This is a genomic window from Halosimplex pelagicum (assembly GCF_013415905.1).
Lineage (GTDB): Archaea > Halobacteriota > Halobacteria > Halobacteriales > Haloarculaceae > Halosimplex > Halosimplex pelagicum.
Genome location: NZ_CP058909.1, coordinates 2,889,640 through 2,914,164, shown reverse-complemented (window position 1 = coordinate 2,914,164; position 24,525 = coordinate 2,889,640). Strand labels below are relative to the sequence as shown.

Sequence of the window (24,525 nt, the reverse complement as noted above, 5' to 3'; positions counted from 1 at the left end):
TTGTGTATGTAGTCGTCCGCGATGTGGTGTCAGGGCAGTGCTTCGACGAGGTCGACGGCGCTGTCGACGACGGTCGCACCGTAGTCGGTCCGGGCCTTCGCCTCGGCCGCGCTCATGCCGGGGCCGATGACCCCGAACGCGACCGGGGTGTCCCGCTCTAAGCTCACGTCGGTGAGCCCCTGGGCGGCGGCGTCGGCGATGACCTCGTCGTGGTCGGTGTCGCCTTCGACGATGGCGCCGAGGACGGCCACGGCGTCGATATCGTCGCGGCGGGCCAGTCGGTCGGCGGCCAGCGGCGTGTCGTAGGAGCCGGGCACCTCGACGGTCGCGACGATCTCGGCGTCGCGCTCGCTGGCGGCCTCGCGCGCCGCGGCCTCCATCCCGTCGATGACCGAGCCCTCCTTGTCGAACTGGGCGACCACCAGACCGAGCCGTACCATACGCGAGGCGAAGCCAGCGCGCCTAAAAGAACTACCGAACCGGCCCCGACTCGAACATCGGCGAGCCCCGCGACGCGCCGCGGCACTCCCCGAGCGCCGCGGAACCGGATCGCTTTCGGTGGCTCAAACGGTTACTTTTCCGACCGGTACCGCTCTTTCCCCGCCGAATGTGAGTCACGGTAATGACAGCCACCGACGGGGGAGACCGACTGCGCGCCGCGGCGACGCGACTGCGCGAGCGCTGGGGGGTCGACGGCGTCACGCTCGCCGTCGTCGCGGTCGTCGTCGCCGCGTTCGCGGCGCGGTTCTACCGGCTGGGCGCCCGGACCGCCCACTTCGACGAGGGTCGCGTCGCCTACTGGGTCCTCGACTACGCCGCGAGCGGGAACTTCAGGTACCGCCCGATAATCCACGGGCCGTTCCTCCAGCACGTCAACGAGGTCGTCTTCGGCGTCCTCGGACCGACCGACTTCGCGATGCGAGCGGTCGTCGCCGTCGTCCTCTACTACTCGCGGTTCGTGCGCGGCGACCCGCTGGTCGCGGCGTTCATGGTCACCGCCTTCGCCCTGTTCGCCCGGACGGCCGACACCGGCCGCCGCCGGTACTTCTACGCGGGCGTCGGCTTCACCGCACTGGGGTTCACCGTCAAGGCGAACGCCCTGCTGTACGTGCTGTGCTGGGTCGGCGGGGCCGTCCTCCTGCTCGACCACCGGCTGTTCCGCGCCGCCGACCGCGGCGCGGAGTGGACGGCGGTCGCTCGCACTCACGGCCGACGCGCCGCGCGGATCGGTCGGCGCCACGTCGACGCGCTCCTGTTCGGCGTCCTCGGCTTCCTCGCGGTCGTCGCCGCCTTCTACGCGCCGCGCGGCGAGACCGCGGTCGGACCGGGACTCAGCGCGGCGCTTTCCGACCCCGCTCTCCTGCCGGCACTCGTCCGCGAGGCGACGGTCGGCTCCGCCGAGGCGCTGTGGGGAACGTGGGTCGGCAGCCCCCATCAGGACCACGCGTATCTCCCCTATCTCGGCCACTACCTCGCGACGCTCCGGGCCGGTGGGCTCGCCGTCTGCGTCCTCGCGGTCGTCGGCTTCGTCGCCGACCGCTATCGGCCTGACGGCCCCTCGGACCTGGTCTCGATCGCCTTCTACTGGGGAGCCGTCTCGGTGCTGGGCTATCCGATCGCGACGGACATCAAGGCGCCCTGGGCGACGATCCACGCGGTCGTCCCGCTGGCGATCCCCGCGGCCGTGGGGCTCGGACTGTTCGTCCGCTGGGGGCGGGACGCGCTCGCCGACGGCGATCGCGTGAGCGCGGGGCTGGCGGCGCTGGTCGTCCTCCTCGTCACCGCGCAGGTCGCCGCCGCGGGCGCCGGGAGCGTCTACCTGACCGACCACCGCGAGGACAACCCGCTCGTCCAGTACGCCCAGCCGGCGCCCGGCGTCCAGCCGGTGATGCGCGATCTCGGCGACACCGCGGCCGACCACGCGGGAACGGACGTTGTGCTGTACGGCGACTACTTCGTGGACGCGCCCGGTGCGACCGGTCCCCGCCGGCCCGCCTGCGCCCCGTGGCAGCAGGTGCTCCCGCTCCCGTGGTACTTCGAACGCGCCGGGGCGACGGCGGACTGCGTCGACTCGGCCGAGGAGCTGGCTCGAACGGTCGACCGGGAGCGGCCGCTGCTGATCGTCGCGCGGGCCGGCGACGTGTCGACTCGCCCGGCGGCGCTGTCGGGCTACGAGCGGCGGACCCACCTGCTGCGCGACCGGGACACGCGGACGCAGTTCTTCGTCCGCGAAGACGTGGCCAACGCCACCGCCGGGGGCTGAGCGCCGACCCCAGAGAGACACGCTTATTCCGTCCGGTGGGTAACCCCGTCGCAATGACACTCACCTCGCCCGGGCCGACGCTCGGCGTCGTCGGCGGCGGCCAGCTCGGCCGGATGCTCGCGGAGGCCGCGGCGCCGCTCGGCGTCGAAGTCGTCGTCAGCGACCCGACCCCGGACGCGCCGGCCGCGCCCGTCGCCCGCGACCAGGTCGTCGGCGACTTCGACGACCCCGGGACCGTCCGCGAACTCGCCGAGCGGGCCGACTTCCTCACGTTCGAGATCGAACTCGCCGACCCCGACCTGCTGGAGCGGGTGTCCGAGGAGACGGGGACGCCCGTCCACCCAGACCCCGAGACGCTGCGGATCATCGAGGACAAGCTCGTCCAGAAGCGGCGCCTCGCCGACGCGGGCGTCCCCGTCCCGGAGTTTCGCGAGGTGAACTCCGCCGGGGAACTCCGGGCGGCGCTCGACGACCTGGGCTATCCCGCGATGCTCAAAGCGCGGAAGGGCGGCTACGACGGCCGCGGGAACGTCCCCGTCGAGTCGCCCGAGGACGTGGACGAGGCCTTCGCCGAGATCGTCGACGCCGCGCAGGGCGGGAGCCAGACCGACCCCTCGGGCGTCGCGATGGTCGAGGAGATGGTCGACTTCGAGCGCGAACTGGCCGTGATGGGCTGTCTCGGCAGCGAGCGGTGGGGCGAGGGCGACGAGCCCGAGCGCGACACGTTCCCGGTCACCGAGACGATCCACCGCGAGGAGATCCTGCGGGAGACGCGCTCGCCGCCCGAGGCCGACGAGGACGTTCGCGAGCGCGCCCGCGGAGTCGCGCTCGACGTCCTCGACGTGATGGAGGGCCGCGGCGTCTACGGCATCGAACTGTTCCAGGGGCCCGACGGCGAGATCCTCCTGAACGAGATCGCGCCGCGACCGCACAACTCCGGCCACTGGACCATCGAGGGCTGTCACACCTCGCAGTTCGAACAGCACGTCCGCGCCGTGACGGGGCGACCCCTGGGCGACACCGGACGGCGCGCGCCGACGGTCTCCGCCAACGTCCTCGGTGACGTGGACGAGCGGCAGGCGGCGACGCTGTCGGGCGAAGACGCCGTCTTCGAGCGGCCGCGCGCGCACCTCCACTGGTACGGGAAACGCGAGGTGTATCGGCTGCGGAAGATGGGTCACGTCACCCTCGTCGGCGAGTCCGGCGATCGGACGGACCGGCTGCTGGCCGACGTGCGGGAGTTGCGCGACGGACTGACGTTCCGGGACTGAGCCCTCGGCGAGGCGGTCACGGGGACGACTGCCCGGTCGGACCGCCGTCGCCGGCGTCCCGGTCGGTCCGGGGGAGTGCTATCTCGATCGTCGTCCCGTCGGGGCCCCGCTCAACGATGTCGACCTCGCCGCGCGAGCGCCTGACGATCCAGCGGACCAGCCACAGCCCCATCCCGCTGGCGTGGAAGACCGGCGATATCTCGCGGCGCTCGGTGACGATGTTGGCCTCGTGGTCGGGCAGCCCCGGCCCGTCGTCGCTCACCAGCACGGTCACCGTGTCACCGTCCGCGTCGACCGCGACCCGGACGCTCGACGCCCCCGAGCTCTCACCGCCGTGCTGGACCGCGTTCTCGACCAGTTCCTCGACGGCCTGCTCGATGGCCGGGATGGCCCGGGCGGTCGCGTCGTCGTCGCCGTCGTACGAGACGGTCGTCTCGCCCGCGCGCACGCCGAACTCCTCGACGACGCCCGCGACGACCGCGTCCACGTCGACCGCGCCGCGGCGGTGCTCCCGCAGGAGGACCTCGGTCGCGTCGTGGGCCTTCTCCGTGAGCTGCATCAGGTCGCGCGCGGCCGACCGGATGCGTTCCGCCGCGGCGGCGTCGCCGCCCACGCCGGCGGGGTCGCGCCGCTCCAGGAACTCGGCGGTGCCGTCGACGACGGTCATCTTGTTGCGCATGTTGTGCCGGAGGACGCGGCCGAACACGCGGACCTGCTCCTCGCGCTCGCGGCGCTCGCTCACGTCCCGGCCGACCCCGACCACCAGGTCCTCGCCGTCGGGGTCGTCGAACAGCGCGGCGACGAACTCGTAGGGGATGGGCCCGCCGCTCCTGGGCTGGACCTCCGTGACCCGGCGGGCCGACCCCTGCTCGAACACCTCGGCGACGAACGTCGCCAGCCGCTCGGTCGCGTCGCCCTCGAACAGCTCCGTGACGCCGCAGCCCGCGAGTTCCTCGCCCTCGTAGCCGGTGACGGTCTCGACGGTGCGGTTCCAGTCGACGAGGTTCCCGTCGCGGTCGAGCGCGTAGAACAGGTCGTCCAGCGAGTCCAGCATCGCCTGCATGTACCCCCGCTGGCGCGCGAGCTCGCGCTCGCGCCGCCTGCGAGCGGTGACGTCGCGCGCGACGTAGACGACGTGGTCGTACGCCTCGCCGCCGACCGGCGCGACCCGCCCCTCGAACCACCGCTCGCCGTCGCCCACGTCGAGCGCGTACTCGAAGGTCCGAACCTCCCCCGTCTCCAGCGCCCGCTCGACGTTGGACATGATCCGCTCGGCCTTCCGGTCGTCGAACGCATCTTCGATCCGCTCGCCCAGCAGCGCCTCGGGGTCGTCGTAGAGCAACTCCTCGGAGTCCGGGCTGGACAGCACCTGCACGTACTTCCCGTCGGAATCGAGGATGAACCCCACGTCCGGGAACGCCGTCACCAGCGCGTCGAGCTCGGCCTCCGGCGAGAGATACCCGCCGTCCTCCAGTGGCGGCACCATTCCCCGAATATCGACCGTTCAGTCGAAAGAAAGCCATACCTGAACACTGTGGTATCCCCTGTCAGCGTCGTCCCCGCTCCCGTCCCCGGTCCGGATCGCACACGCTTACGGCCCCGCGCCGCGGACACTCGCCCATGACCGCCGACTCCGTCCAGTCGATAATCGACCAGCTGCGCGACCAGGCCGAGATGGACCTGCCGACCGAGGCGACGCCCGACGTGGGCATCGTGATGGGCTCCGATTCCGACCTCCCGACGATGGCCGGCGGGCAGGGCAAACGGCCGGGCGCGACGGCCGCCCTGGCCGACGAACTCGGCTTCGCCGAGCAGACCGACTACGGGGACGCCCCCGACAGCCGCTTCACCTTCGAGACGTTCGTCGTCTCCGCCCACCGGACGCCCGACCTGATGTACGCCTACGCCGAGACCGCGGAGGCGCGCGGGATCGACGTGATCGTCGCCGGCGCGGGCGGCAAATCCGCCGATCTGCCGAACATGACCGCCTCCATCGCCTACCCGCTGCCCGTCGTCGGCGTCCCCGTCCAGGAGAAGTCCGTCGACTCGGTCATCGGGATGCCCCAGGGCGCGCCCATCACGGCCGTCGACGCCGGCAAGTCGTTCAACGCCGCACTCACGGCGGCTCAGATCCTCTCCCGGCAGCACCCCGAGATCCGCGAACGCCTCGTCGACTATCACGAGGGGCTGCAGGAGGAGGTCGGCGAAGTCTCGCGGGACCTGCACGAGATGGGGACCCCCGGGTTCAAAGACGAGTACTGGGACGAGGAGTAGCGCCGCCCCTGTGACTGACCGGTGCGCGGCCGGCCGGTCAGTCCGGTTTACGCCCGGATATCACCCGCACTTCGTCGTCCTGCTCGAAGGGGCCGCCCCGTTCCGCCAGCCGCGCGCGCAGCTCCGATTCGAAGTCGTCTCTCCCGTCACCGAACGTCGCGGGCGAGCAGAAGGATAGGGAGAAGACGTAGCCGAACACCTCGTCGGCGGTCCACTCTCGGGTCCGCTCGAAGGTCGCTACTTCCACGTCCGCGAACCCGTGGTCGGCGAGCATCTCGTCGTAGGGGTTCTCGTACGGCTCGGTTCGCGGGCCGGTCCGCTCGGGCAGGTCGTCGAGGTAGTCGGCGGCGAGGGCGTACACCTCGTCCTGCCACGCCCGCTCGCCCTTCGTGAGCCACTCGGTGTCGCCGAATATCGCGACGCCGCCGCCCGGGCGAGCGAGTTCGCGGATGCGGTCGAGCGTCGGCCCGCGGTCCATCCAGTGGAAGGCGCGGCCCATCGTCGTCAGATCGACGGGAGCGAGGTCGTCGCCGAGGTCGCCTCGCAGGTCGGCGTCCGAGCCGCGGACCCACTCGACGTTCTCGACGCCCGCCCGACGGGCCTGTTCGCGCGCGCCGTCGAGCATCGCTTCGTTGGGGTCCATCCCGACGACGCGGCCGACGCGGGCGGCGAGGGGGACGGCGATCTGGCCGGCGCCACAGCCCAGGTCGAGCGCGCGCGAGGACTCGCCGAGGCCGAACCGGTCGACGAGGTGGTCGATCGGTCGGTCGCCGTAGCGGGGTCGGTAGTCGGCGTAGTACGATTCGGCGCTCCGGAAGGGGTCTGCCTCTGGGCCCATGGCTCGGACCCGGGAGGACCGACCGAGGACGCAAGAAGTTGTCGGCCAGATGGTCGGTAGGTCGGCCGTACCGTCGGCCGAACGTGTTTCGGGGAATCGCGGCTCGAAACCGCCCGAGGACAACAATCAACCCTTATATGGCACCACACCAAACCGTCGAACGATAGAGAGTCATGAGTAACCCATGGATAGCCATCGGGGCGCTCGCCGTCGTCGCGCTCGCCATCCCCATCAGTATGATGGTGGTGTCGTCGCTGCTGCGGCCGAGCGTGCCGGAACAGGGGAAACGCGCCGTCTACGAGAGCGGCGAGGTCCCGACGGGCGACACGCGCATCAAGTTCAACATTCAGTACTACATGGTCGCGCTGTTGTTCGTCGTCTTCGACATCGAGACCGTCCTCATCTTCCCGTGGACGGTCATCTACCGCGACGCGGTCGCCAACGTCGGGCTCGCCGAGGCGCTGGTCCCGATGCTCGTCTTCATCGGTATCCTCGTCATCGGGCTCGGCTGGGCGTGGCGTAACGGCGCCGTCAAGTGGATCCGCAGCCCGCGCGCGCAAGCACAGCGGGTCGAACAGTAACCATGAGCAGCGACCACACACCAACGGCCGACGGTACAGAGATGCAATCGACCCAGGAGGCGCGGCTGGGTGAGGGCGCGGACGACCGGTTCAACTCGACGCTCCGGGAGGCGTTCGGTTCGACCCCGTTCATCCTCACGAAGTTCGACAAGTTCATGAACTGGGTGCGGGGCTCGTCGATGTTCATGCTGCAGTTCGGGATCGCCTGCTGCAGCATCGAGATGATGCACACCTACGCGGTCAAACACGACCTCGACCGCTTCGGCGCCGGCGTCCCGCGCGCCTCGCCGCGACAGGCCGACGTGATCATCGTCCCGGGGACCATCGTCTCGAAGTTCGCCCCGCGGATGAAGCGCGTCTACGACCAGATGCCCGAGCCGAAGTTCGTCGTCTCGATGGGGTCGTGTACCATCTCCGGCGGCCCGTTCCAGGAGGGCTACAACGTCATCAAGGGCGCCGAGGAGGTCATCCCGGTCGACATCCACGTCCCGGGCTGTCCCCCGCGTCCCGAGGCGCTCGTCTACGGCGTCGCCAAGCTTCAGGAGCGAATCGCCAACGGCGAGTCCGCCCCGGTGACGGTCAAGCCCTACGAACTGGAGCAGTTCGGCGACCTCGAACAGGACGAACTGGTCGACAAGCTCGCCGACGACATCGACGAGGAGGACCTCGTCATGCGCTACAACTGGAGTGACTCGCCATGAGCCTGGAAGAGCCCGACGACCCGCTCGCGACGCCGGAGCAGGTCGGCGTCTCCGAGGGCGAAGTCGACTACGACGCGCTCGCCGACCTGCTCGGCGACACCGTCGTCGGCCGCGAGAGTCACGTCAACGCCGAGGGGTTCGTCGTCCGCCCGGACGAGGTCCAGGACGCCCTGTTCGCGCTGCGTAACGAGGCGGGGTTCGACCACTGTTCGTGCGTCACCGCACAGGAGTACGACGACCGCTACGAGTCTATCTACCACCTCAAGAAGTACGACGACCCCACCCAGGAGGTGTCGGTCGTCGTCCCGACGCCGAAGGACGACCCGGTCAGTCAGACCGCCGAGCCGGTCTACCGCACCGCCGACTGGCACGAGCGCGAGGCCTACGATCTGGTCGGCATCGACTACGAGGGCCACCCGGACATGCGTCGGATCCTCCTGCCCGAGACCTGGCAGGGCCATCCGCTCAGCCAGGACTTCAGCGGCGAGGAGCCCCAGGTCGTCACGCTGCGCGAGCACGCGAACCCGCTCCAGGAGGACCACCGCGGCGAGGACGACACGGACACGATGTTCCTCAACATCGGTCCCCACCACCCGGCGACCCACGGCGTCCTCCACATCGAGACGGTGCTCGACGGCGAGCAGGTCGCCGACCTAGACCCGGACATCGGCTACCTCCACCGCTGCGAGGAGCAGATGTGCCAGCAGGGCACCTACCGCCACCAGATCATGCCCTACCCCGACCGGTGGGACTACATCTCGGCGGGCATCCTCAACGAGTGGGCCTACGCCCGCGCGGCCGAGGACATGGCGGACATCGAAGTGCCCGAGTACGCGCAGGTCGTCCGGACGATGTCGGCGGAGCTGTGCCGGATCGCGAGTCACATGCTCGCGCTGGCGACGTTCGCGCTGGACATCTACGGCGACTTCACCGCCATCTTCATGTACGCCATCCGCGACCGCGAGGTCGTCCAGGACATCCTCGAGGACCTGACCGGTCAGCGGCTGATGTTCAACTACCTGCGGCTGGGCGGCGTGGCGTGGGACCTGCCCGAGCCCCGCGAGGAGTTCTTCGAGAAGATCCGGGACTTCCTCGACGAGCTCCCCGAGCGCCTCGGCGAGTACCACGACATGATCACCTCCAACGAGATCCTCCAGATGCGGACGGTCGACACGGGCGTCCTGCCGCCGGAGGAGGCCAAGTCCTACGGTGCGACGGGGCCGGTCGCCCGCGGGTCGGGCATCGACTACGACCTGCGGCGGGACGACCCCTACGGCTACTACCCCGAGCTCGACTGGGACGTGGTGACCGAGGACGGCTGCGACAACTTCGCGCGCCTGCTCTGTCGGATGCGCGAGGTCGAGCAGTCCGCCCGCATCATCGAGCAGTGCGTCGACCTGCTGGAGGACTGGCCCGAAGACGAGCGGGAGATCCAGTCGAACGTCCCGCGCACGCTGCGCCCGGACCCCGACACGGAGATCTACCGCGCGGTCGAGGGCGCCAAGGGCGAACTCGGCATCTACATGCGCTCGGACGGCACGGACAAGCCCGCGCGCTTCAAGATCCGGAGCCCGTGCTTCTCGAACCTCCAGACGCTGCCGGTCATGTCCGAGGGTGAGTACATCCCGGACATGATCGCCTCGCTCGGCAGCCTCGACATCGTCCTCGGGGAGGTCGACCGGTAATGGCGCCGCTGCAGTCCGCGACGCCGTTCCCGAAGATCATCGCCGACCTGCTCGGGCTCGACATCAACGAGACGTGGGTCATCGTCGTGACGAGCATCGCCGCAGCCGGCGTCATCGCGACGGTCCTGCTGTCGATGACCGCCGTGCTCGGCATCTGGGGCAAGCGGAAGATCACCGCCGCGTTCACCGACCGCATCGCGGTCAACCGTCACGGCCCCTACGGCCTGTTGATCATCCCCGCGGACGCCGTGCGCCTGCTCTCGAAGGAACTCATCGTTCCCGAAGGCGTCGACCGCCCGGCGTGGGACCTGGCGCCGCTGATCATCGCCAGTTCCGCGCTGCTGGGCTTCGCGGTCATCCCGTTCGGCAACAACCTGCAGCTGGCCGACCCCGAGACGGGGCTGGCCTACGTGTTCGCGGTCGCGTCGATCGCGTCGGCGGGCCTGCTGATGGCCGGCTACGCGTCGAACAACAAGTTCTCGTTCCTCGGCGGGCTGCGCGCGGTCGCGCAGAACCTCGCCTACGAGATCCCGCTGGTGCTGACGGGCGCGTCGGTGGTCATCTTCGCCGGCTCGCTGCAGATGTCGACCATCGTCGAGATGCAGCGCCAGACGCTGGTGAACCTCGGCGGCGTCCCGATCCCGTCGTGGTACGCCTTCGTCAACCCCTTCGCGTTCGTCCTCTTCCTGGTCGCGAACCTGGCGGAGGTCGGGCGCAACCCGTTCGACATCCCGGAGGCGCCGACGGAGATCGTCGCCGGCTACCAGACGGAGTACTCGTCGGTGTACTTCGTGCTCATCTACCTCGGCGAGTTCATCCACATCTTCCTCGGCGGTGCGATCATCGCGACGATCTTCCTCGGCGGCGCCTCGGGGCCGGTGCTCCCGGGCGTCGTCTGGTTCTTCGCGAAGATGATCGCCGTCTACCTGTTCACGCAGTGGGCCCGGTCGGCGATCCCCCGGCTGCGTATCGACCAGCTGATCCAGGTCGGCTGGAAGGGCATGCTCGTCCTCTCGTTCGCCAACCTGGTCCTGACCGCCGTCATCGTCGGGGTGGTCGCATGACCCCGACACCGACGACGCGCGGAGGTGACTCCCAATGATAGGCATCCTCAAGTCGATGGCAACGACGATGAAACACGCGCTCGACGGCGAGACGTTCACCGTCGAGTACCCCGAGACCGCGCCGGAAGTGAGTCCGCGCTTCCGCGGCGTCCACAAGTTCAGCCAGGAGCGCTGCATCTGGTGTCGCCAGTGCGAAAACGTCTGCCCGAACGACACCATCCAGATCGTCACCGACGACCAGCGCAACGGCGAGCAGTACAACCTCCACATCGGCCAGTGCATCTACTGCCGGCTCTGTGAGGAGGTCTGCCCCGTCGACGCCATCCTGCTGACCCAGAACTTCGAGTGGACCGCCGACACCAAAGACGAGTTCGTCCTCGACAAGGAACAGCTCAAGAACGTTCCCTGGTACAAGGACATCGACCCGCTCGAATCGCGCGAACCCGACCGCGGCGCGTGGATCGGCGAGGGCGACGGCGAAGTCGACTATCAGTAACTAGCATACACCTCGGCCGTAGCGCCGAGGCGTTTCCTCCGCATCGAGTGAAACGAGATGCGGCTTTTTCGCCCACGTTTTTCGAGGAGCGGTTCCCGGAGGGAGTGAAGCGACCGAGGAAACCCGACGAGAAAAAGGTGGTGGCCGTCGATCCGCTCGAATCGCGCGAACCGGACCGCGGCGCGTGGATCGGCGAAGGCGACGGCGAAGTCGACTATCAGTAGCCGGATTTCCCGTTTTGTCGTCCGTGCGAGCGCGGTTCTCGGAGTGATCGATACTCTACGGACCGACCGGCTGGTCCGGCGAACGGTTCAGTGAACGGCCAGCGACCCGCTCCGGTGGAAGGTGACGGTGACGCCGTCGTGGACGAACGACACCGTCTCCCCGTCTCGGCCGTCGAGGGTCGCGACGAGACGCACCGGATCGACGGCGTCGACGACATCGTCGATGGCCGCGTCGCGTACGGTCGTCGCCTCCGAGACGAGGTCCGTCACGGCGGTTTCGACGCTGACCGGCGTCTGCCAGCCGTCGCCGGACTCAGGTAGCAGGTACACCGAATCGAGGCCGGCGTCGGCGGCCCCGGTGGGGAGGTCGCTCGCGACGGTGTACTCGACCGTGACCGGTTCGGGCACGGAGCCGCCCGCTGCGCCGCCCTGGGGCTCCGTCCCCGGTTCGGCGCCGGCGGTTCGGTCCACGGCGTCGGCGAACTCGTCACCGGACGGTGGCGACCCGGCGGTGACGGTCCCGCCGTCGGAAACCGCGCCGGTGGCGCTCCCCGAAGGCGCCGTGTCGGCCGCGGACGGGTCCGAGGTCGCTGTGTCGTCGGCGGGCGGGTCCGAGGCCGCTCGTCCGTCCGATTCCGGGCCGCCGAGCGTGGGCGGCAGGACGAGTTCGCCCTCGAACTCTCGCGCGGCCGAACGGAGTCGCGACTCGGCGGCGTCGCCCAGCATCTCCACGTACCGCCGCGCCAAGGCGTCGACGACCGCCCGCCGGTCGCCCTCGATCCCGGTGACGGTGCCGTCGTCGTCGACGGCGATGCCGCCGGTCGACCGGGCGACGTCGACCGCCGAGGGGCCGAGCATCGACCGCTGGGTCTCGATAAGCCGTCCCGCGAGGTGTTCGTAGCTCATCTCAGGTGGTGGTCGCGCTGCTGATGGTCTCGTAGAGCATGTAGAACCCCGCGAGCAGCAGGATCGTCACGACGAGGTTGACGGTGCTGCCGAAGCGAGGCGGCGGTCCCTGGATCTGCGCGAGCTGGGAGGCACCGTTCAACAGCTGCCAGGTGCTGAACAGGATCACGCCGCCGCTCACCGTGTATATCGCCTTCCCGATCTCGCCCCCGTACAGCCGCGCCGCGAGCACCGCGAAGCTCACGGCACCGATCGAGAGCAGCACCTGCGCGATCTCGCTCGTGGCGAGGAAGAAGTCCGGCGACTCCGACTGGATCACCGGCGCCCCCAGCGCCGTCCCGGCGACGGTCGCCCCCGCCACGGTCCCCCCGATCACCGCAAGTCCGGTTCGTCGCAGTAGTCGTCTCGTGTGCGTCATCCACCGGACGCGTCGCGCGCGCCCGGCTTAATCGCCACCGACCGTTCAGCGTTTTCAGATCCGATACTCTGGATACCGCCGCCTGAGAGAACCGCTCCGCGAACGAGCCCGAGCAGAATCGATCGCATGCGTCGATTGGGAGTGTCCAACGAGGGGCGCTCGAACCGGTGGTTTCGAACTTCGTTTCCGATTCTCCCTGTTGATATCTCGAACGCCGGCCGGTGAGTGGCTCCGCAGAGGGCGATTTCGGCCCGCGAACGCAAATGCGGCACCGACCCAAATATCGATAGGGCCTCGAACCGAACACGGTAGTAGATGAGTGCAGACTCCCTCGACCTGTACGAGACCCAGCGGCGGACGCTGACGGTGCTGGTCAACGAGTATCAACAGCGCGATTCACCGGTGAACTCGAGTGTCCTCGCCGAGCGGATGGACCGGACGCCCGGGACGATCAGGAACAAGATGCCCCAGCTGGAGTCGCTTGGCCTGGTCGAGGGCGTCGCGGGCCCCACCGGCGGGTACGAACCGACGGAGAAGGCGTTCCAAGTGCTGGACCGGGACCCGGACACCGAGCGCGAGTCGGTGACGGTCGCCCACGACTTCGAGCGCGTCGACGCGACCGTCGAGAGCGTCTCCTTCACGAACGTGAACCACCCGTCGGACTGCCGGGCGTGGGTGGAGTTCCAGACGGCCATGCCCTCGATCGAAGTCGGCGACCCCGTCGCCATCGGCCCGACCGCCCAGGCGGGCCTCGTCGTGGCCGGAGAGGTCCACACCACCAACGACACCGGGAACCGGATCTCGCTGACGATCAGCCGGATGGAGGCGCCCGTCACCGACGACTGAGACCGCGACCTCACCGACGGCCGGTGGTCGCCGAATCAAACATGAACTTTTATTATGTATGGGCGCTTCGGAGCAGGTAGACCGATGTCACGGACGACGCTCGCCGTAGCTGTACGCTGATTTTCTCCCCCGACAGCGTCGTTCAGTTCGCCGACCGCACACGACATCACACAGCAGATGAGCACACACGCGACCCCCGAGACCCGAGACGCACCGACAGCCGAGACCACCTTCGAGGAACCCGAGATCGAAGCCGACGCGGAGAGCGATTCGTGCGGCGACGAGCCGGCGCCCATGGACCCGTTCGACGCCCACGACGCGGCGGCGACGTTCGGTTCCTCGACCGAGCGACTGCCCAACACGGTCGACTCGGAGAACACGTATCTGGGTCGGTAACAACGCCCGTTCGCGCTGATCCGACCGGAAGCGATCGTTCGGTTCGATGTGCATACTGAGCGGGTAGTCACTCAAGATCTGCAGAAAAGTCTTACACGCGCTACAGGAATCGGTCTACGCTGTCGGGGATAAATATCGCGCTCACTGATCGTTGAACTGCAGATAACATGTCGCGTTGCCACCGCAGTTGTACACCCCAGTCCCACTCGGACCGAACTTGTACAACGTGGCTCCCGATGTGTAGGAAACTTTTTCCTGAGGGGTGGCACTGATCTCCTTTTCCACAAGGTTCCCTTCGTCTGTTGCCGAAATGGCGAGCAAGTACTTCTGACCGCTGTGTTTTGATTCCGTTAACGTCGTTACTTTCCACTGTGCGCCTGAGGCGATTCGGTGGGTTTCGTTCACAATGGACCGGCCACTTTTCGTCGTCAACGTCACGGTAAACTCTTGAGTTTCGTACCCGTTCTCAATTGCTATCCCATACTCCCAGGGTTCGTTACTTTCCGAAGTAGGTGTAGGAGGCGTTTCACCTCCGATACTGCTGCAACCGGCCAATAAGAACAGGCAAAGCGCGAGTGACAGCTGTTTCTTCACAGACTCATTTCAAATTCTTCCAACAAAAATCCTGGTGGTTGAGCAGAATGCTTCGATTGGTTCACCTTCTACGAAACCGGAGATTCGCGGAAAGGACTGAAAGAAACAACTGCGGTTTGCTAAATTCATCTTCTGCACTGAGCATCCGGCGCGAAGCGCCGGTTCACCGGACGCGAGGGAGCGAAGCGACCGCTGCGTCCGGCTCTGTTTCCCCAAGTTTTTTCGGCGGAGGATCCCCGCAGCGGCGCGAAGCGCCGCGAGGAGCTCTCCGCCGAAAAAAGTGGGTTTTAGTCGTCGCCGTGGACCTGGTCGCGGATGTCCTCGGGGACTGACGGGTCCCGCAGCGTGGTGGTGTTCCCGAGTTCGTCGCCGTTGGAGATGTTCTCCAGCAGGCGGCGCATGATCTTGCCCGAGCGGGTCTTCGGAAGGTCTTCGACGAAGACGACGCGGTCGGGCCGGGCGAACTTGCCGATCTCGTCCTCGACGGCCTCGATGATGCGGTCGCGGACCTCCTCGTTGCTGGCGGAGACGCCCTCGCGGACGACGACGTACACGTCGGGCACCTCGCCCTTCTCGTCGTGATCGCGTGCGGCGACGGCGGCCTCCGCCACGTCCTGCACCTCGGAGACGGCGGATTCGAGTTCCATCGTGCCGAGGCGATGCCCGGCGACGTTCATCACGTCGTCGAGCCGACCCAGCACGCGGAAGTAGCCGTCGTCCTCGTGAACGGCGCCGTCGCCGGCCTTGTACACCCAGTCGTCGGGGTCCGAACTGTCGGTGTCGGAGAAGTCCTGCCAGTACTCCTCGATGAACCGCTCGTCGTTGCCGTAGACGGTCTGTAACATCCCGGGCCAGGGTTTCTCGATGACGAGGTTCCCCGCCTTGCCGCTGGCGGGCTCCATGGGTTCGCCGGTGTCGTCGTAGAGGGCGGGCTGGATGCCCGGCGCCGGCAGACCCGCGGAGCCGGGCTTCATGTCCTTCAGTGCGGGGAGGTTCGTGATGAGGTGGCCGCCGGTCTCGGTCTGCCACCACGTGTCGACGATGACGGCGTCCTCGTCGCCGATGTGCTTGTAGTACCACAGCCACGCCTCGGGCTGGATGGGCTCGCCGACGGTGGTCATGTGCCGGAAGTCGAAGTCGTACTCGTCGACGTGCTCGGCGCCCCACTTCATGAACATCCGGACGGCGGTCGGCGAGGTGTGGAAGATGTCCACGTCGTAGCGTTCGGCGATCTCCCAGATGCGGCCCTTGTGGGGGTGGTCCGGGGTGTCCTCGTACATCACGCTCGTGGTCCCCAGCGAGAGGGGCCCGTAGACGATGTAGGAGTGGCCCGTGATCCACCCGATGTCGGCGGCACACCAGTAGGTGTCCTCGGGTTCGATGTCGAGGACGTACTTGCTGGTTGCGGTGACGTAGGACATGTAGCCGCCGGTGCGGTGCTGGCAGCCCTTGGGCTGGCCCGTCGTCCCGGAGGTGTACATGAGGAACAGGGGGTCCTCGGCGTCGCGGGAGACGGGGTCGACGCGGGCCCGTTCGTTCTCGGCCAGCAGGTCGTCGGCCAGCACGTACGGGTCGTCGCTGTCGATCTCGACATCCTCGTGGAGTTCGTCGTGGCGGGTCCAGAGGACGACGCTGTCTACGTCGGACTCGGCGAGTTCGAGCGCCTCGTCGCACTTCTCCTTGTGGTTGAGGAACTCGCCGCGGCGGTAGTAGCCGTCGCAGGTGACGACCACGTCCGAATCGGCGTCGTCGATGCGGTCCGCGAGCGCCTGCGCGGAGAAGCCGGCGAACACCTCCGAGTGGGGCACGCCGATGCGGGCACAGGCCAGCATCGTCACCGGCAGCGCGGGCAGCATCGGGAGGTGGCAGGTGACCACGTCGTCCTCCTCGACGCCCACGTCCCGCAGCGACGCGGCGGCCGCGTTGACGCGGTTGTAGAGGTCCTGGTAGGTGATCGTCTCGCGCTCCTCGCTGTCGGTGCCCTCCCAGATGAACGCCGCCTGGTTCTTGCGCTCCTCCAGATGGCGGTCGATGCAGTTGTAGGAGGCGTTGAGCTGGCCGCCCGTGAACCACTCGTAGAACGGCGGGTTCGAGTCGTCGAGCACCTCGTCCCAGTGTTCGTCCCAGTCGAGGAGTTCGGCGTACTCCTCGAAGGCGTCGGGGTAGTTCTCGTCGAAGCGGTCGTAGATCTCGGGGTCGCTGACGTTGGCCTGGCCGACGAAGTCGGTCGGCGGCCGGAAGTACTCCTGTTCGGTCAGCCGCGATTCGAGTGGGGAGCCGTCGTCGGACATGGTTATCGAGCCCTCCCTGTGACCCGTCGCGACCGGTGGCAGTCACTCCGTGACATGGTTCGTCCTCGATATCACCCAGGAGACTCTTAAGCGAACCGTCTAACTATCTATGTTGACACCTGTCACGGGCGGCGCTGACCGCCGGAGGCGGCCGCGGTATCTGCGGCCGGTACCGGACAACCGACCTGTCACTCGTCGTCGAAGAATGCGGTGAGCAGTTTCTGCTGGGCCTTCCGGAGGTGGTTGTGGAGCGTGGGCGAGGAGACGCCGATGGAGTCGGCGAGTTCCTCGGCGGTCGACCCGCGGGGCCACTCGAAGTAGCCGGCGAGGTAGGCCGCCCGCAGGACCGACTGCTGTTTGTCGGTCAAATCGTCCTCCAGCGAGCGGCGGAAGCCGTCGGTCGTCTGGACGGGTCGCTCGACCTCGTGTTTCGAGAACAGCGCCGACTCGGAGAAGGCCGACTGGAAGCCGTTGAAGACGGTCCGAACGTCCGTCTCGGTGGTGAACTCGGCGGTGACGCGCTGAGCGCCGTCCTCGACGGTGAACTCGGTGACGTGGCCGCCCAGTTCCGTCAGCGTCGTCGCGGGCTCCTCGCCGGCGACGACGAACTCGACGAGGTAGCGCTCGCCGTAGTCGCGGATCAGCCGGGCGTTCTCGATGCCGTCGGCGTCGGCCGCGAAGTCGACGACGTCCTCGGGCGAGGCGCCGCGCATCGTCACGAAGTACAGCAGGCTCCCGCCCTCGCCGGGGACGAGCCCCTGGAGTTCGAACGCCGCGTCCAGAGCCCCGCTAGCCGCGACGAAAAAGGCGCGCTCGCTCTCGACGCGGAACTCCAGCTCCGTGACGCTGTCGGCCAGCAGGAGATTCCGCCGCTTGATGTCGGTGATCGCCTGGCCGATCTGCCAGCCGACGCTGGCCAGCAGCTCGCGCTCGTCGCTCCCGAAGGCGTCGTCACCGGTCGCTCCCAGCGCGAGCAGACCGTGGGTCGTGTCGCCGTAGGTGATCGGGACGACGGCGACGGCGTCGACGCCCGGCCCGTCGCCGTCCGTCTCGATGGGGCGAAGCGGCGCCTCGCGCTCGCCGGTCGGGAGCGTGCGGACCTCGCCCGGCTGGTCGGCGGCGACGCCGTGGACGTCCACGTCGTCGGTGGCGGTCTCGGCCAGCGCCTCGGCGGTCGCCTCGTCGATCCCGGTCCAGGCCGCCGAGACGACGCCCCGGTCGCCCGTCGCCGAGCCGACCCACGCGAACTCGTAGCCGTCGGTCGCGGCCAGCCGGTCGCAGACCCGCGAGGCGACCTCCGTCCGCTTCGAGGCCGCCGCGAGCACCTCCGCGACCGCCCCGAGCGCCCCGATCGTGTCCGCCACGCGGGCGGGGACCGACGCACCGGCCGGTGCGTCGGTCCCGTCGGCGTCCGCGGGAGCGGACCCGTCCGCGCCGTCGTCCACGGCGAGGTCGCCGCGCCCGTTCGAGCCCACAGACACGTTCGGGCCGTCCGGGTCCGGGCGTGGACCGTCCGGGTCCGGGCGTGGACCGTCCGGGTCCGGGCGTCGGCCGTTCGCGTCCGCGCGGTCGGCCGGTTCACCGGCGCGCTCGGCGCTCGCCTCGCGCTCGACGAAGACGGCGATTCGGCGGCCTCGCCGCGCTGGGTCGCCGTTCAGCGGCGCCGCGACCCGGACGACCGGTACCGGGTCGCCGTCCGGGCCGGCCAGCCGAACTCGCGTCGGGTCGCTCGTCTCGGCGGGCGGACGAGCGCCGTCGTGATAGAGCGCGGCCGCGGGTTCGCCGACCAGGTCGCCGCCCGACCGCTCGGTCAGCGCCGCGAGGCCGTCGTTTGCGAAGGCGACGGCGCCGTCTGCGTCGGTGACGACGACGGGGAGGTCGGCGCTCGCGAGCGCGCGCCCGAGGTCCTCCGGCGTCCACTCGGCCGTCGGGCCGCCCAGCCCCGCCCGTTCGAGCGAACCGAGGACGGCGTCGATACCCACCGGGTCGAGGTGCCGACAGAGCGCGTCCAGCCCGTCCCAGGGACCGATCGCGAGGACGACCCGCGGGTCGAGGCCCGCCTCGTGGACGAGCCGCCGAGCGTAGTACCCCCGGAGGTCGGTCGAGGAGACGGTCCGCAACCGGTCGTCGCCACTGCGCTCGGCCGCCCGCTCGCCGACCTCCCCGACGACCATCTGGATCCGGCGGGGCGTCACGGCGACGACCCGCTCGTCGCCGCCGATCCCCCGCTCGTTCGCGTACCGCTCGACGGCCGACCGCACGTCCGCCGGGACGTGGGCGTCCCTGACGGCGTCGCCCTCGTCGTCGACGACCGTCAGCAGGTGGTGGGTCCCCGCGCGCGTCGACACCGTCCGGAAGTCGTCGGGGCGGACCCGCGCCACTTCCGCCGGGCTGAGGCCGACCTCGCCGCAGAGACGGACGACGACCGACTCCCGGTAGGTCGTCGCCGCCCGCCGCAGCCGCTCGTAGGCCGCGGCCGTCAGCGGTTCGGCGGCGTCGTCGGGGTCCCTGGTACGCTGTCCCATAACAACCGTTTCGCGAAGACGGTCGCTTGCGAAATAAAGGTTCGCCAGCGTGGCGGAGAGAGGGCCGATTCAGTGAGCGGCTGCCACAGATCGGCGTTCGAGGGGTCGAAAACGGTTTCGCCGAGCGTTCGGAGAGCGAAACAGACGGGGATCGGCGGGGCGCTCACTCGCGGTCGAGCGCGGAGCGGATCTCGCCGACGATCTCGGGGTTGCGGAGCGCGCTGGTGTCGCCGAGTTCGTCGTCGTCGGCGATATCCTTGAGCAGGCGACGCATCAGTTTGCCCGAGCGGGTCTTCGGGAGTTCGGGGGTGAACACGAACGTCTCGGGGACGGCGAAGGTCCCGATCGAGCGCTCGACGTTGTCGGTGATGCGCTCGCGCAGGTCCCGTTCGGCCTCGTGGCGGTCGTCGGTGCTGACGAACGCGAAGATGGAGTTGTCGCTCCCGTCGCGCACGTCGACGATGGCCGCCTCGGCGACGCCGGCCACGTCGGCGATGGCGCGTTCGAGTTCGGTCGTCCCGAGGCGGTGGTTGCCGACGGTGACGGTGTCGTCGATGCGGCCGAGGACGGTGACGTAGCCGTCCTCGTCGATGCGAGCGATGTCCTCGGTGACGTAGCGCCACTCGTCGGCGCGCTCGTCCCCGTCCAGGCTCAGGGGCATGCCCGGCCAGGGCCTCGTGACGGCGAGGCGTCCGCCCTCCGCCGCCGTCGTCTCCTCGCCGTCGGGGCCGACCACCGCCACGTCGATGCCCGGCAGCGGCGGCCCGGTGGAGCCGGGTTTCATCCGGTCGACGCCAGGCAGGGTCGACAGCAGGATGGCCCCGGTCTCGGTCTGCCACCACGTGTCGACGATGGGACACTCTCCGCCGCCGACGTGCTCGTAGTACCACCACCAGGCGCTGGGGTTGAGCGGTTCGCCGACCGAGCCGAGCAGGCGCAGGCTCGACAGGTCGTGCGAGTCGGGGTGCTCGGCGCCCCACTTCATGAACGCGCGGATGGCCGTCGGCGCCGTGTAGAACACGTCGACGGCGTTGCGCTCGATGAGCTCCCACACGCGGTCCTTCTCGGGGTGGTCGGGCGTCCCCTCGTAGAGCATCGTCGTCGTCCCCAGCGAGAGCGGGCCGTACACCAGATACGTGTGGCCGGTGATCCACCCGATGTCGGCCGAACACCAGTAGGTGTCCTCGGGTTTGAGGTCGAGCACGGCGTGGCTCGTCCACGTCGCGTGGGCGAGATAGCCGCCCGTCGTGTGCCGGACTTCGGTCGGCTCGCCGGTCGTCCCCGAGGTGTAGATGAGAAAGAGCGGGTCGTTGGCGGCCCGGGCGACGGGGTCGACTTCGGCGCCGCGGTGGGCGGCCAGCAGGTCGTCGTAGGCGCGGTCCCCCTCGCCCAGCTGGACGCTCTCGTCGTCCAGTCGCTCGACGACCACGGTCTCGGTCACCTCGTGGGGGACCGACAGGCAGGCGTTGTCGGCCTTGTTCTTCTGGTGGATCGCGTTGCCCCGCCGGTAGTAGCCGTCGCAGGTGACCAGGTACTCGGAGTCGGCCCGCTCCATGCGCTCGGCCAGCGCCGCCGCGGAGAAGCCGGCGAACACGACGTTGTGCGGCGCGCCGATGCGGGCGCAGGCCAGCATCGCGATCGGCAACTCGGGGATCGCCGGCATGTACAGCGTCACCACGTCGCCCTCGCCGATGCCCAGCGACCGGAGGCCGGCGGCGAACTCGTTGACCTCGTGGTAGAGGTCCAGGTAGGTGTACGTCCGGCGCTCGCCACGCTTGCCGATCCACTTGATCGCCGCCTGCGTCTTGCGGTCGTCGAGGTGGCGGTCGACGCAGTCGACCGAGGCGTTCAACTGCCCGCCCGGGAACCACCGTCCGCCGTCGCCCGCCGACTCGAACGTCGCCTCCGGGGGGTCGAGCCACTCCAGCATCTCGCCCGCCCGGCCCCAGCAGTCGGGCCACTCGCCCTCGAACGCCGCCGCGTCCGCCGCGGAGACGTTGGCCTGCTCGGCGAACGCCGCAGACGGGTCGACCCCGTCCCGGTCGCGCGGGTTGGTCTCGACGACCGACTCGTCGTCCATCCCGTGTGACTGGCGCGGGCAACGACATAAATGATCCGTGCGCTCTCACCGGACCACCCGTTCTCGGCCTCGCCGCCGGCGCTCGGCCGGTGCGAGCCCCCGGGCCGGTCACGCCTCGACGGTCCGCTTTCGTCCCGGCCCGTCCGCCGCGAGTCGCGGGGATCTCCACGCCTGCCCCTCGCCGTCCCCCGTGTTTTCGTGACCGCACCGAAGACCGTATATTCCCGCTCAGATGGCCGAAAAGAGCCGTATTCCGTTATTCGAATCGATAATTTATACCGTATGTTTATGTAGGAAATCGTCGTTGGCACGGACGGATGACCGAGCGCTCACAGGAGTCGATACTCCGTCGTCTCCGGGACCGGGTCGGCGGCGGGAGCGGCGAACCGCGGGCCGAACCGGACGGCGGGTCGACGCTCGAAACCGGCGACTCGCTCGCACGGCGATACGACCCCGACCTCGACGCCCTCGACGAGGTGTACGGCGGGACCGAACCCGCCGCGGTCGGCGACCGTCACGTCCGCGACCTCTTCGAGGTGGAGGGCGACGCCGTCGACGAGCTCGTCGGCGAGTATCGCGCCGCCGGTGTCGACGCGCGGTCGTTCGGCGAGAGCCAGCGCGTCGTGACCGACGCCCTCGTCGACGCCGTCTTCGACCGGCTCCGCGCGGACCTCGACGGGGACGCGGCGACCGCCGTCGACGAGGCCCGCGAGGAACTGCGCGACGGCCTCGACCGGGCGACCGACGTGTTCGCCGCCGGCGCCGGGGCCTACGAGCGGCGAGCGGCGGACGGGGCGGACGGCGCCGACGCGACCGAGTCGGGGTCGGATCCGAGCCCCGCGCCCGGCGCGGACTCGCTGGACTACCACGACGTGCTCCACCACGTCGGGACGCCGCTGTTCGTCCTCGACGCCGAGGGGGAGATCCTGACGTGGAACGCCCAGCTCGAGCGGTTGACCGGCGTCCCCGAGGCGGAGGCCCAGGCCATGGAGATGGCGAGCATGGCCTTCTACCCGGACGGTCGACGGGGGAAGACGCTCGCCGACAAGGTGATAGACGCGCCCGAGCGGACCGACGAGGTCTACGACGTACCGAGGGTCGAGGACGCCTCCTTTACCCTCTATCGCGACACGAGCGTGATGCAGGACCAGCACGGCGAGGAGGTCCACATCTCCTTCTCCGCGGCGCCGATCTACGAGGACGGCGAGCTGATCGCGGTCGTCGAGATGGTCCAGGACCGCACCGCCGACGTGCTCCGCCACGAGCGCACCTCCGACCTGGTGGGCGAGCTGGAGGCGACGATGCGGGCCATCCAGACGGGTGATCTGGACGCCCGCGCGTCGTTCGACAACGCCGAGGGCCACGTCGACGCGTCGCTGCTGAACGTCGTCGACGAGCTCAACGAGATGGCGAGCACGCTCGCGGACCTGATCGAGCGGGTCGACGACAACGCCGGGAACCTGGCGGCCGCCACCGACGAGTCGGCCGCCGCGGCCGACGAGATCGAGTCGGCCGTCACCGAGCAGAACCGTATCCTCGCGGAGGCGGCCGAGGACGTCCAGAACGTCAGCGCGACGATGGAGGAGATCGCGGCCACCTCCAACCAGGTGGCGGCGGCCGCGGACCGCGCCCGCGACTCCGTCGAGGCGGGCGAGCGGGCCGGCGAGACGGCCAAGACCGTCACGAGCGAACTCACCGACACCAGCGACGACCTCGTCGACAACGTCACCGAGCTGGAGGACCGGATGGACGAGGTCAACGAGGTCATCGAGATCATCGCCGACGTGGCCGAGCAGACGAACATGCTCGCGCTGAACGCCAACATCGAGGCGGCTCGCGCCGGCGAGTCCGGCGAAGGCTTCGCCGTCGTCGCCGACGAGGTGAAGACGCTCGCCTCGGAGACGAGCGAGTACGCCGACGAGATCTCCCGCACCGTCACGGAGGTCCAGTCGCAGGCCAACGAGACCGTCGACAGCGTCCGGGCGTCGAGCGCCCAGATCCGGGAAGCCGAGCAAGGGATCGCCGAAGCGCTCGACGCGCTGGACGACATCGCCGACGCGGTCGACGAGACCGCCGACGGCATCGAGGAGGTCGCCGACGCCAACGACAGCCAGGCCGACGCCATCGAAGGCGTCACGACCACCATCGAGGAGGCCCGCAGCCACGCCGAAGACGCCGAGGCCGCGGCCCGCCGCATCGTCGAGACGACCGACTCCCAGACCCGCTCGGTCCGAGAACTCGTCGACAGCGTCGACCGGCTCCACGACACGGACCGTCGCTGAGGCCGCCGCTGGGTCGTACTTTTCGCCGAAATCACTGGGAAGTCCGAGAGACGACCGCTCAGCTATCGCCGTACAGCGCCGCGGCGCGCTCGCCGACCGAGTCCGGGCGCTGTCGCCCCGTCTCGGCCGCCAGCAGGTCGCCGTCTTCGAAGAAGGCGACCGCGGGCGCGGCGTTGACCTCGTTCTCGCGGCAAAAGTCCGGACAGCGCTCGCCGTCCAGCCCGGCGACGGCGGCGTCGTCGGGAAGCGCCGCGAGTATTCCGTCGATATCGCCTTTCATCGCCTCGCAGGGCTCGCAGCGGCGCTTCCAGACGGTGACGACCGCGCGGTCGTGCTCGGCGACGAACGCCGCCCAGTCGCCGTCGTCGAGCTCGTCGAGCGCCCCGGGGACCGGCGACTTCGGCCCGACTTCGGCGACGATGCCGGCCATCTCGGTGCGCTCGCCGACGCCGTAGCCGTCGAGGTGGGCCGACAGCGCGAGGTAGGTCGCGAACTCCTCGCGGCTGATCCCCAGCTCGTCGACGCGGTCGGCGGCCGCCTCGGCCGAGGAGAGGTCGAACGCGTCGGCGACCGACTCGTGGAACTCCGCCTCGCTCAGATCCAGGTACGTGTCGAGGTAGACGTGCCGGCGGTGCTCGAAGTCCTCGGTCGTCGCGATCTCGTCGCTCGATTCGTCGTGGTCGAGAACGCCCTCGGCGACGAGCCGGTCGATGTAGGCGTCGACGGTCGACTCGTCCATCGCGGGCGCGTCCGTCGATCCGTCCGCCGTCTCGTCGGGTGCTCCTGCCAT

The 24,525-nt window shown here is 69.2% G+C and carries 22 protein-coding genes; 12 read left to right on the top strand and 10 right to left on the bottom strand.

Annotated elements, in window-relative coordinates:
* Positions 1–29: 29 nt before the first annotated feature.
* Positions 30–440, bottom strand: a complete 411-nt coding sequence (gene ribH / locus HZS54_RS14575) for a 6,7-dimethyl-8-ribityllumazine synthase (protein ID WP_179917840.1) — start codon at positions 438–440, stop codon at positions 30–32.
* Positions 441–622: 182 nt separating this feature from the next.
* Here ribH and HZS54_RS14570 point away from each other — a divergent pair, with 182 nt between their 5' ends.
* On the top strand, positions 623–2,263 hold the full coding sequence (locus tag HZS54_RS14570; protein WP_179917839.1) for a flippase activity-associated protein Agl23: 1,641 nt from the start codon (positions 623–625) through the stop codon (positions 2,261–2,263).
* A 53-nt stretch (positions 2,264–2,316) separates the two neighbouring features.
* Positions 2,317–3,534: a 5-(carboxyamino)imidazole ribonucleotide synthase gene (locus HZS54_RS14565; RefSeq protein WP_179917838.1), complete on the top strand. Its 1,218-nt coding sequence runs from the start codon at positions 2,317–2,319 to the stop codon at positions 3,532–3,534.
* Between the two features lie 16 nt (positions 3,535–3,550).
* Here the strand turns inward: HZS54_RS14565 and HZS54_RS14560 are convergent, their stop codons facing one another.
* Positions 3,551–5,020: a PAS domain-containing protein gene (locus HZS54_RS14560; RefSeq protein WP_179917837.1), complete on the bottom strand. Its 1,470-nt coding sequence runs from the start codon at positions 5,018–5,020 to the stop codon at positions 3,551–3,553.
* Between the two features lie 134 nt (positions 5,021–5,154).
* On the opposite strand from HZS54_RS14560, the gene purE reads away from it, so the two are divergent.
* Entirely contained in the window at positions 5,155–5,808 is a 654-nt protein-coding gene (gene purE, locus HZS54_RS14555; RefSeq protein WP_179917836.1) for a 5-(carboxyamino)imidazole ribonucleotide mutase, read from the top strand.
* Between the two features lie 37 nt (positions 5,809–5,845).
* On the opposite strand, the gene HZS54_RS14550 is transcribed toward purE, so the two are convergent.
* Positions 5,846–6,646 carry a class I SAM-dependent methyltransferase gene (locus HZS54_RS14550; RefSeq protein ID WP_179917835.1) on the bottom strand — a complete coding sequence of 267 codons (801 nt, stop codon included), beginning with the start codon at positions 6,644–6,646 and terminating at the stop codon, positions 5,846–5,848.
* A 173-nt stretch (positions 6,647–6,819) separates the two neighbouring features.
* Here HZS54_RS14550 and HZS54_RS14545 point away from each other — a divergent pair, with 173 nt between their 5' ends.
* The 6 genes from HZS54_RS14545 to HZS54_RS26730 are packed head-to-tail and all read left to right on the top strand — an operon-like array spanning position 6,820 to position 11,397.
* Positions 6,820–7,227: an NADH-quinone oxidoreductase subunit A gene (locus HZS54_RS14545; protein WP_179917834.1), complete on the top strand. Its 408-nt coding sequence runs from the start codon at positions 6,820–6,822 to the stop codon at positions 7,225–7,227.
* A gap of 2 nt (positions 7,228–7,229) precedes the next feature.
* The gene (locus HZS54_RS14540; protein ID WP_179917833.1) at positions 7,230–7,928 is read left to right on the top strand and encodes an NADH-quinone oxidoreductase subunit B; all 699 of its coding nucleotides are present in this window, start codon (positions 7,230–7,232) and stop codon (positions 7,926–7,928) included.
* Entirely contained in the window at positions 7,925–9,613 is a 1,689-nt protein-coding gene (locus HZS54_RS14535) for an NADH-quinone oxidoreductase subunit D (RefSeq protein WP_179917832.1), read from the top strand. Before HZS54_RS14540 ends, HZS54_RS14535 begins: the two co-directional genes overlap by 4 nt.
* An 8-nt stretch (positions 9,614–9,621) precedes the next feature.
* Complete coding sequence (locus HZS54_RS14530) at positions 9,622–10,677, top strand: complex I subunit 1/NuoH family protein (protein ID WP_179923028.1); 1,056 nt, start codon at positions 9,622–9,624, stop codon at positions 10,675–10,677.
* Between the two features lie 34 nt (positions 10,678–10,711).
* Positions 10,712–11,173, top strand: coding sequence for a NuoI/complex I 23 kDa subunit family protein (locus tag HZS54_RS14525; RefSeq protein WP_179917831.1), 462 nt, complete (start codon positions 10,712–10,714; stop codon positions 11,171–11,173).
* 47 nt (positions 11,174–11,220) lie between these two features.
* Positions 11,221–11,397: a hypothetical protein gene (locus HZS54_RS26730; RefSeq protein ID WP_425484339.1), complete on the top strand. Its 177-nt coding sequence runs from the start codon at positions 11,221–11,223 to the stop codon at positions 11,395–11,397.
* Positions 11,398–11,484: 87 nt separating this feature from the next.
* Here the strand turns inward: HZS54_RS26730 and HZS54_RS14515 are convergent, their stop codons facing one another.
* Together HZS54_RS14515 and HZS54_RS14510 are read right to left on the bottom strand one after the other, a co-directional pair.
* Complete coding sequence (locus HZS54_RS14515) at positions 11,485–12,303, bottom strand: hypothetical protein (protein ID WP_179917830.1); 819 nt, start codon at positions 12,301–12,303, stop codon at positions 11,485–11,487.
* A gap of 1 nt (position 12,304) precedes the next feature.
* Positions 12,305–12,679, bottom strand: coding sequence for a hypothetical protein (locus HZS54_RS14510; RefSeq protein WP_179917829.1), 375 nt, complete (start codon positions 12,677–12,679; stop codon positions 12,305–12,307).
* Positions 12,680–13,036: 357 nt separating this feature from the next.
* On the opposite strand from HZS54_RS14510, the gene HZS54_RS14505 reads away from it, so the two are divergent.
* A complete protein-coding gene (locus tag HZS54_RS14505; protein ID WP_179917828.1) occupies positions 13,037–13,567 on the top strand; it encodes an HTH domain-containing protein in 531 nt (176 codons plus the stop codon).
* 177 nt (positions 13,568–13,744) lie between these two features.
* The gene (locus tag HZS54_RS14500) at positions 13,745–13,963 is read left to right on the top strand and encodes a hypothetical protein (RefSeq protein ID WP_179917827.1); all 219 of its coding nucleotides are present in this window, start codon (positions 13,745–13,747) and stop codon (positions 13,961–13,963) included.
* 141 nt (positions 13,964–14,104) lie between these two features.
* Here the strand turns inward: HZS54_RS14500 and HZS54_RS14495 are convergent, their stop codons facing one another.
* The 4 genes from HZS54_RS14495 to HZS54_RS14480 form a co-directional block, all read right to left on the bottom strand.
* Entirely contained in the window at positions 14,105–14,557 is a 453-nt protein-coding gene (locus tag HZS54_RS14495; RefSeq protein ID WP_179917826.1) for a hypothetical protein, read from the bottom strand.
* A gap of 287 nt (positions 14,558–14,844) precedes the next feature.
* Positions 14,845–16,848 (bottom strand): acetate--CoA ligase, encoded by a 2,004-nt coding sequence (acs, locus tag HZS54_RS14490; RefSeq protein WP_179917825.1) that lies wholly within the window; start codon positions 16,846–16,848, stop codon positions 14,845–14,847.
* Positions 16,849–17,036: 188 nt separating this feature from the next.
* On the bottom strand, positions 17,037–19,373 hold the full coding sequence (locus tag HZS54_RS14485) for a bacterio-opsin activator domain-containing protein (RefSeq protein WP_179917824.1): 2,337 nt from the start codon (positions 19,371–19,373) through the stop codon (positions 17,037–17,039).
* 163 nt (positions 19,374–19,536) lie between these two features.
* Positions 19,537–21,453: an acetate--CoA ligase gene (locus HZS54_RS14480; protein ID WP_179917823.1), complete on the bottom strand. Its 1,917-nt coding sequence runs from the start codon at positions 21,451–21,453 to the stop codon at positions 19,537–19,539.
* 317 nt (positions 21,454–21,770) lie between these two features.
* Between HZS54_RS14480 and HZS54_RS14475 the strand changes: the two genes are divergently transcribed.
* Positions 21,771–23,735: a methyl-accepting chemotaxis protein gene (locus tag HZS54_RS14475; RefSeq protein WP_179917822.1), complete on the top strand. Its 1,965-nt coding sequence runs from the start codon at positions 21,771–21,773 to the stop codon at positions 23,733–23,735.
* A 58-nt stretch (positions 23,736–23,793) separates the two neighbouring features.
* Here HZS54_RS14475 and HZS54_RS14470 read toward each other — a convergent pair whose 3' ends face one another.
* On the bottom strand, positions 23,794–24,525 hold the full coding sequence (locus HZS54_RS14470; RefSeq protein WP_246391655.1) for a thioredoxin family protein: 732 nt from the start codon (positions 24,523–24,525) through the stop codon (positions 23,794–23,796).

Coding starts and splice junctions, on each gene's coding strand:
- ribH (WP_179917840.1), bottom strand. CDS start 440: ATGGTACGGCTCGGTCTGGTGGTCGCCCAGTTCGACAAGGAGGGCTCG.
- HZS54_RS14570 (WP_179917839.1), top strand. CDS start 623: ATGACAGCCACCGACGGGGGAGACCGACTGCGCGCCGCGGCGACGCGA.
- HZS54_RS14565 (WP_179917838.1), top strand. CDS start 2,317: ATGACACTCACCTCGCCCGGGCCGACGCTCGGCGTCGTCGGCGGCGGC.
- HZS54_RS14560 (WP_179917837.1), bottom strand. CDS start 5,020: ATGGTGCCGCCACTGGAGGACGGCGGGTATCTCTCGCCGGAGGCCGAG.
- purE (WP_179917836.1), top strand. CDS start 5,155: ATGACCGCCGACTCCGTCCAGTCGATAATCGACCAGCTGCGCGACCAG.
- HZS54_RS14550 (WP_179917835.1), bottom strand. CDS start 6,646: ATGGGCCCAGAGGCAGACCCCTTCCGGAGCGCCGAATCGTACTACGCC.
- HZS54_RS14545 (WP_179917834.1), top strand. CDS start 6,820: ATGAGTAACCCATGGATAGCCATCGGGGCGCTCGCCGTCGTCGCGCTC.
- HZS54_RS14540 (WP_179917833.1), top strand. CDS start 7,230: ATGAGCAGCGACCACACACCAACGGCCGACGGTACAGAGATGCAATCG.
- HZS54_RS14535 (WP_179917832.1), top strand. CDS start 7,925: ATGAGCCTGGAAGAGCCCGACGACCCGCTCGCGACGCCGGAGCAGGTC.
- HZS54_RS14525 (WP_179917831.1), top strand. CDS start 10,712: ATGATAGGCATCCTCAAGTCGATGGCAACGACGATGAAACACGCGCTC.
- HZS54_RS14515 (WP_179917830.1), bottom strand. CDS start 12,303: ATGAGCTACGAACACCTCGCGGGACGGCTTATCGAGACCCAGCGGTCG.
- HZS54_RS14505 (WP_179917828.1), top strand. CDS start 13,037: ATGAGTGCAGACTCCCTCGACCTGTACGAGACCCAGCGGCGGACGCTG.
- HZS54_RS14500 (WP_179917827.1), top strand. CDS start 13,745: ATGAGCACACACGCGACCCCCGAGACCCGAGACGCACCGACAGCCGAG.
- acs (WP_179917825.1), bottom strand. CDS start 16,848: ATGTCCGACGACGGCTCCCCACTCGAATCGCGGCTGACCGAACAGGAG.
- HZS54_RS14485 (WP_179917824.1), bottom strand. CDS start 19,373: ATGGGACAGCGTACCAGGGACCCCGACGACGCCGCCGAACCGCTGACG.
- HZS54_RS14480 (WP_179917823.1), bottom strand. CDS start 21,453: ATGGACGACGAGTCGGTCGTCGAGACCAACCCGCGCGACCGGGACGGG.
- HZS54_RS14475 (WP_179917822.1), top strand. CDS start 21,771: ATGACCGAGCGCTCACAGGAGTCGATACTCCGTCGTCTCCGGGACCGG.
- HZS54_RS14470 (WP_246391655.1), bottom strand. CDS start 24,525: ATGGCAGGAGCACCCGACGAGACGGCGGACGGATCGACGGACGCGCCC.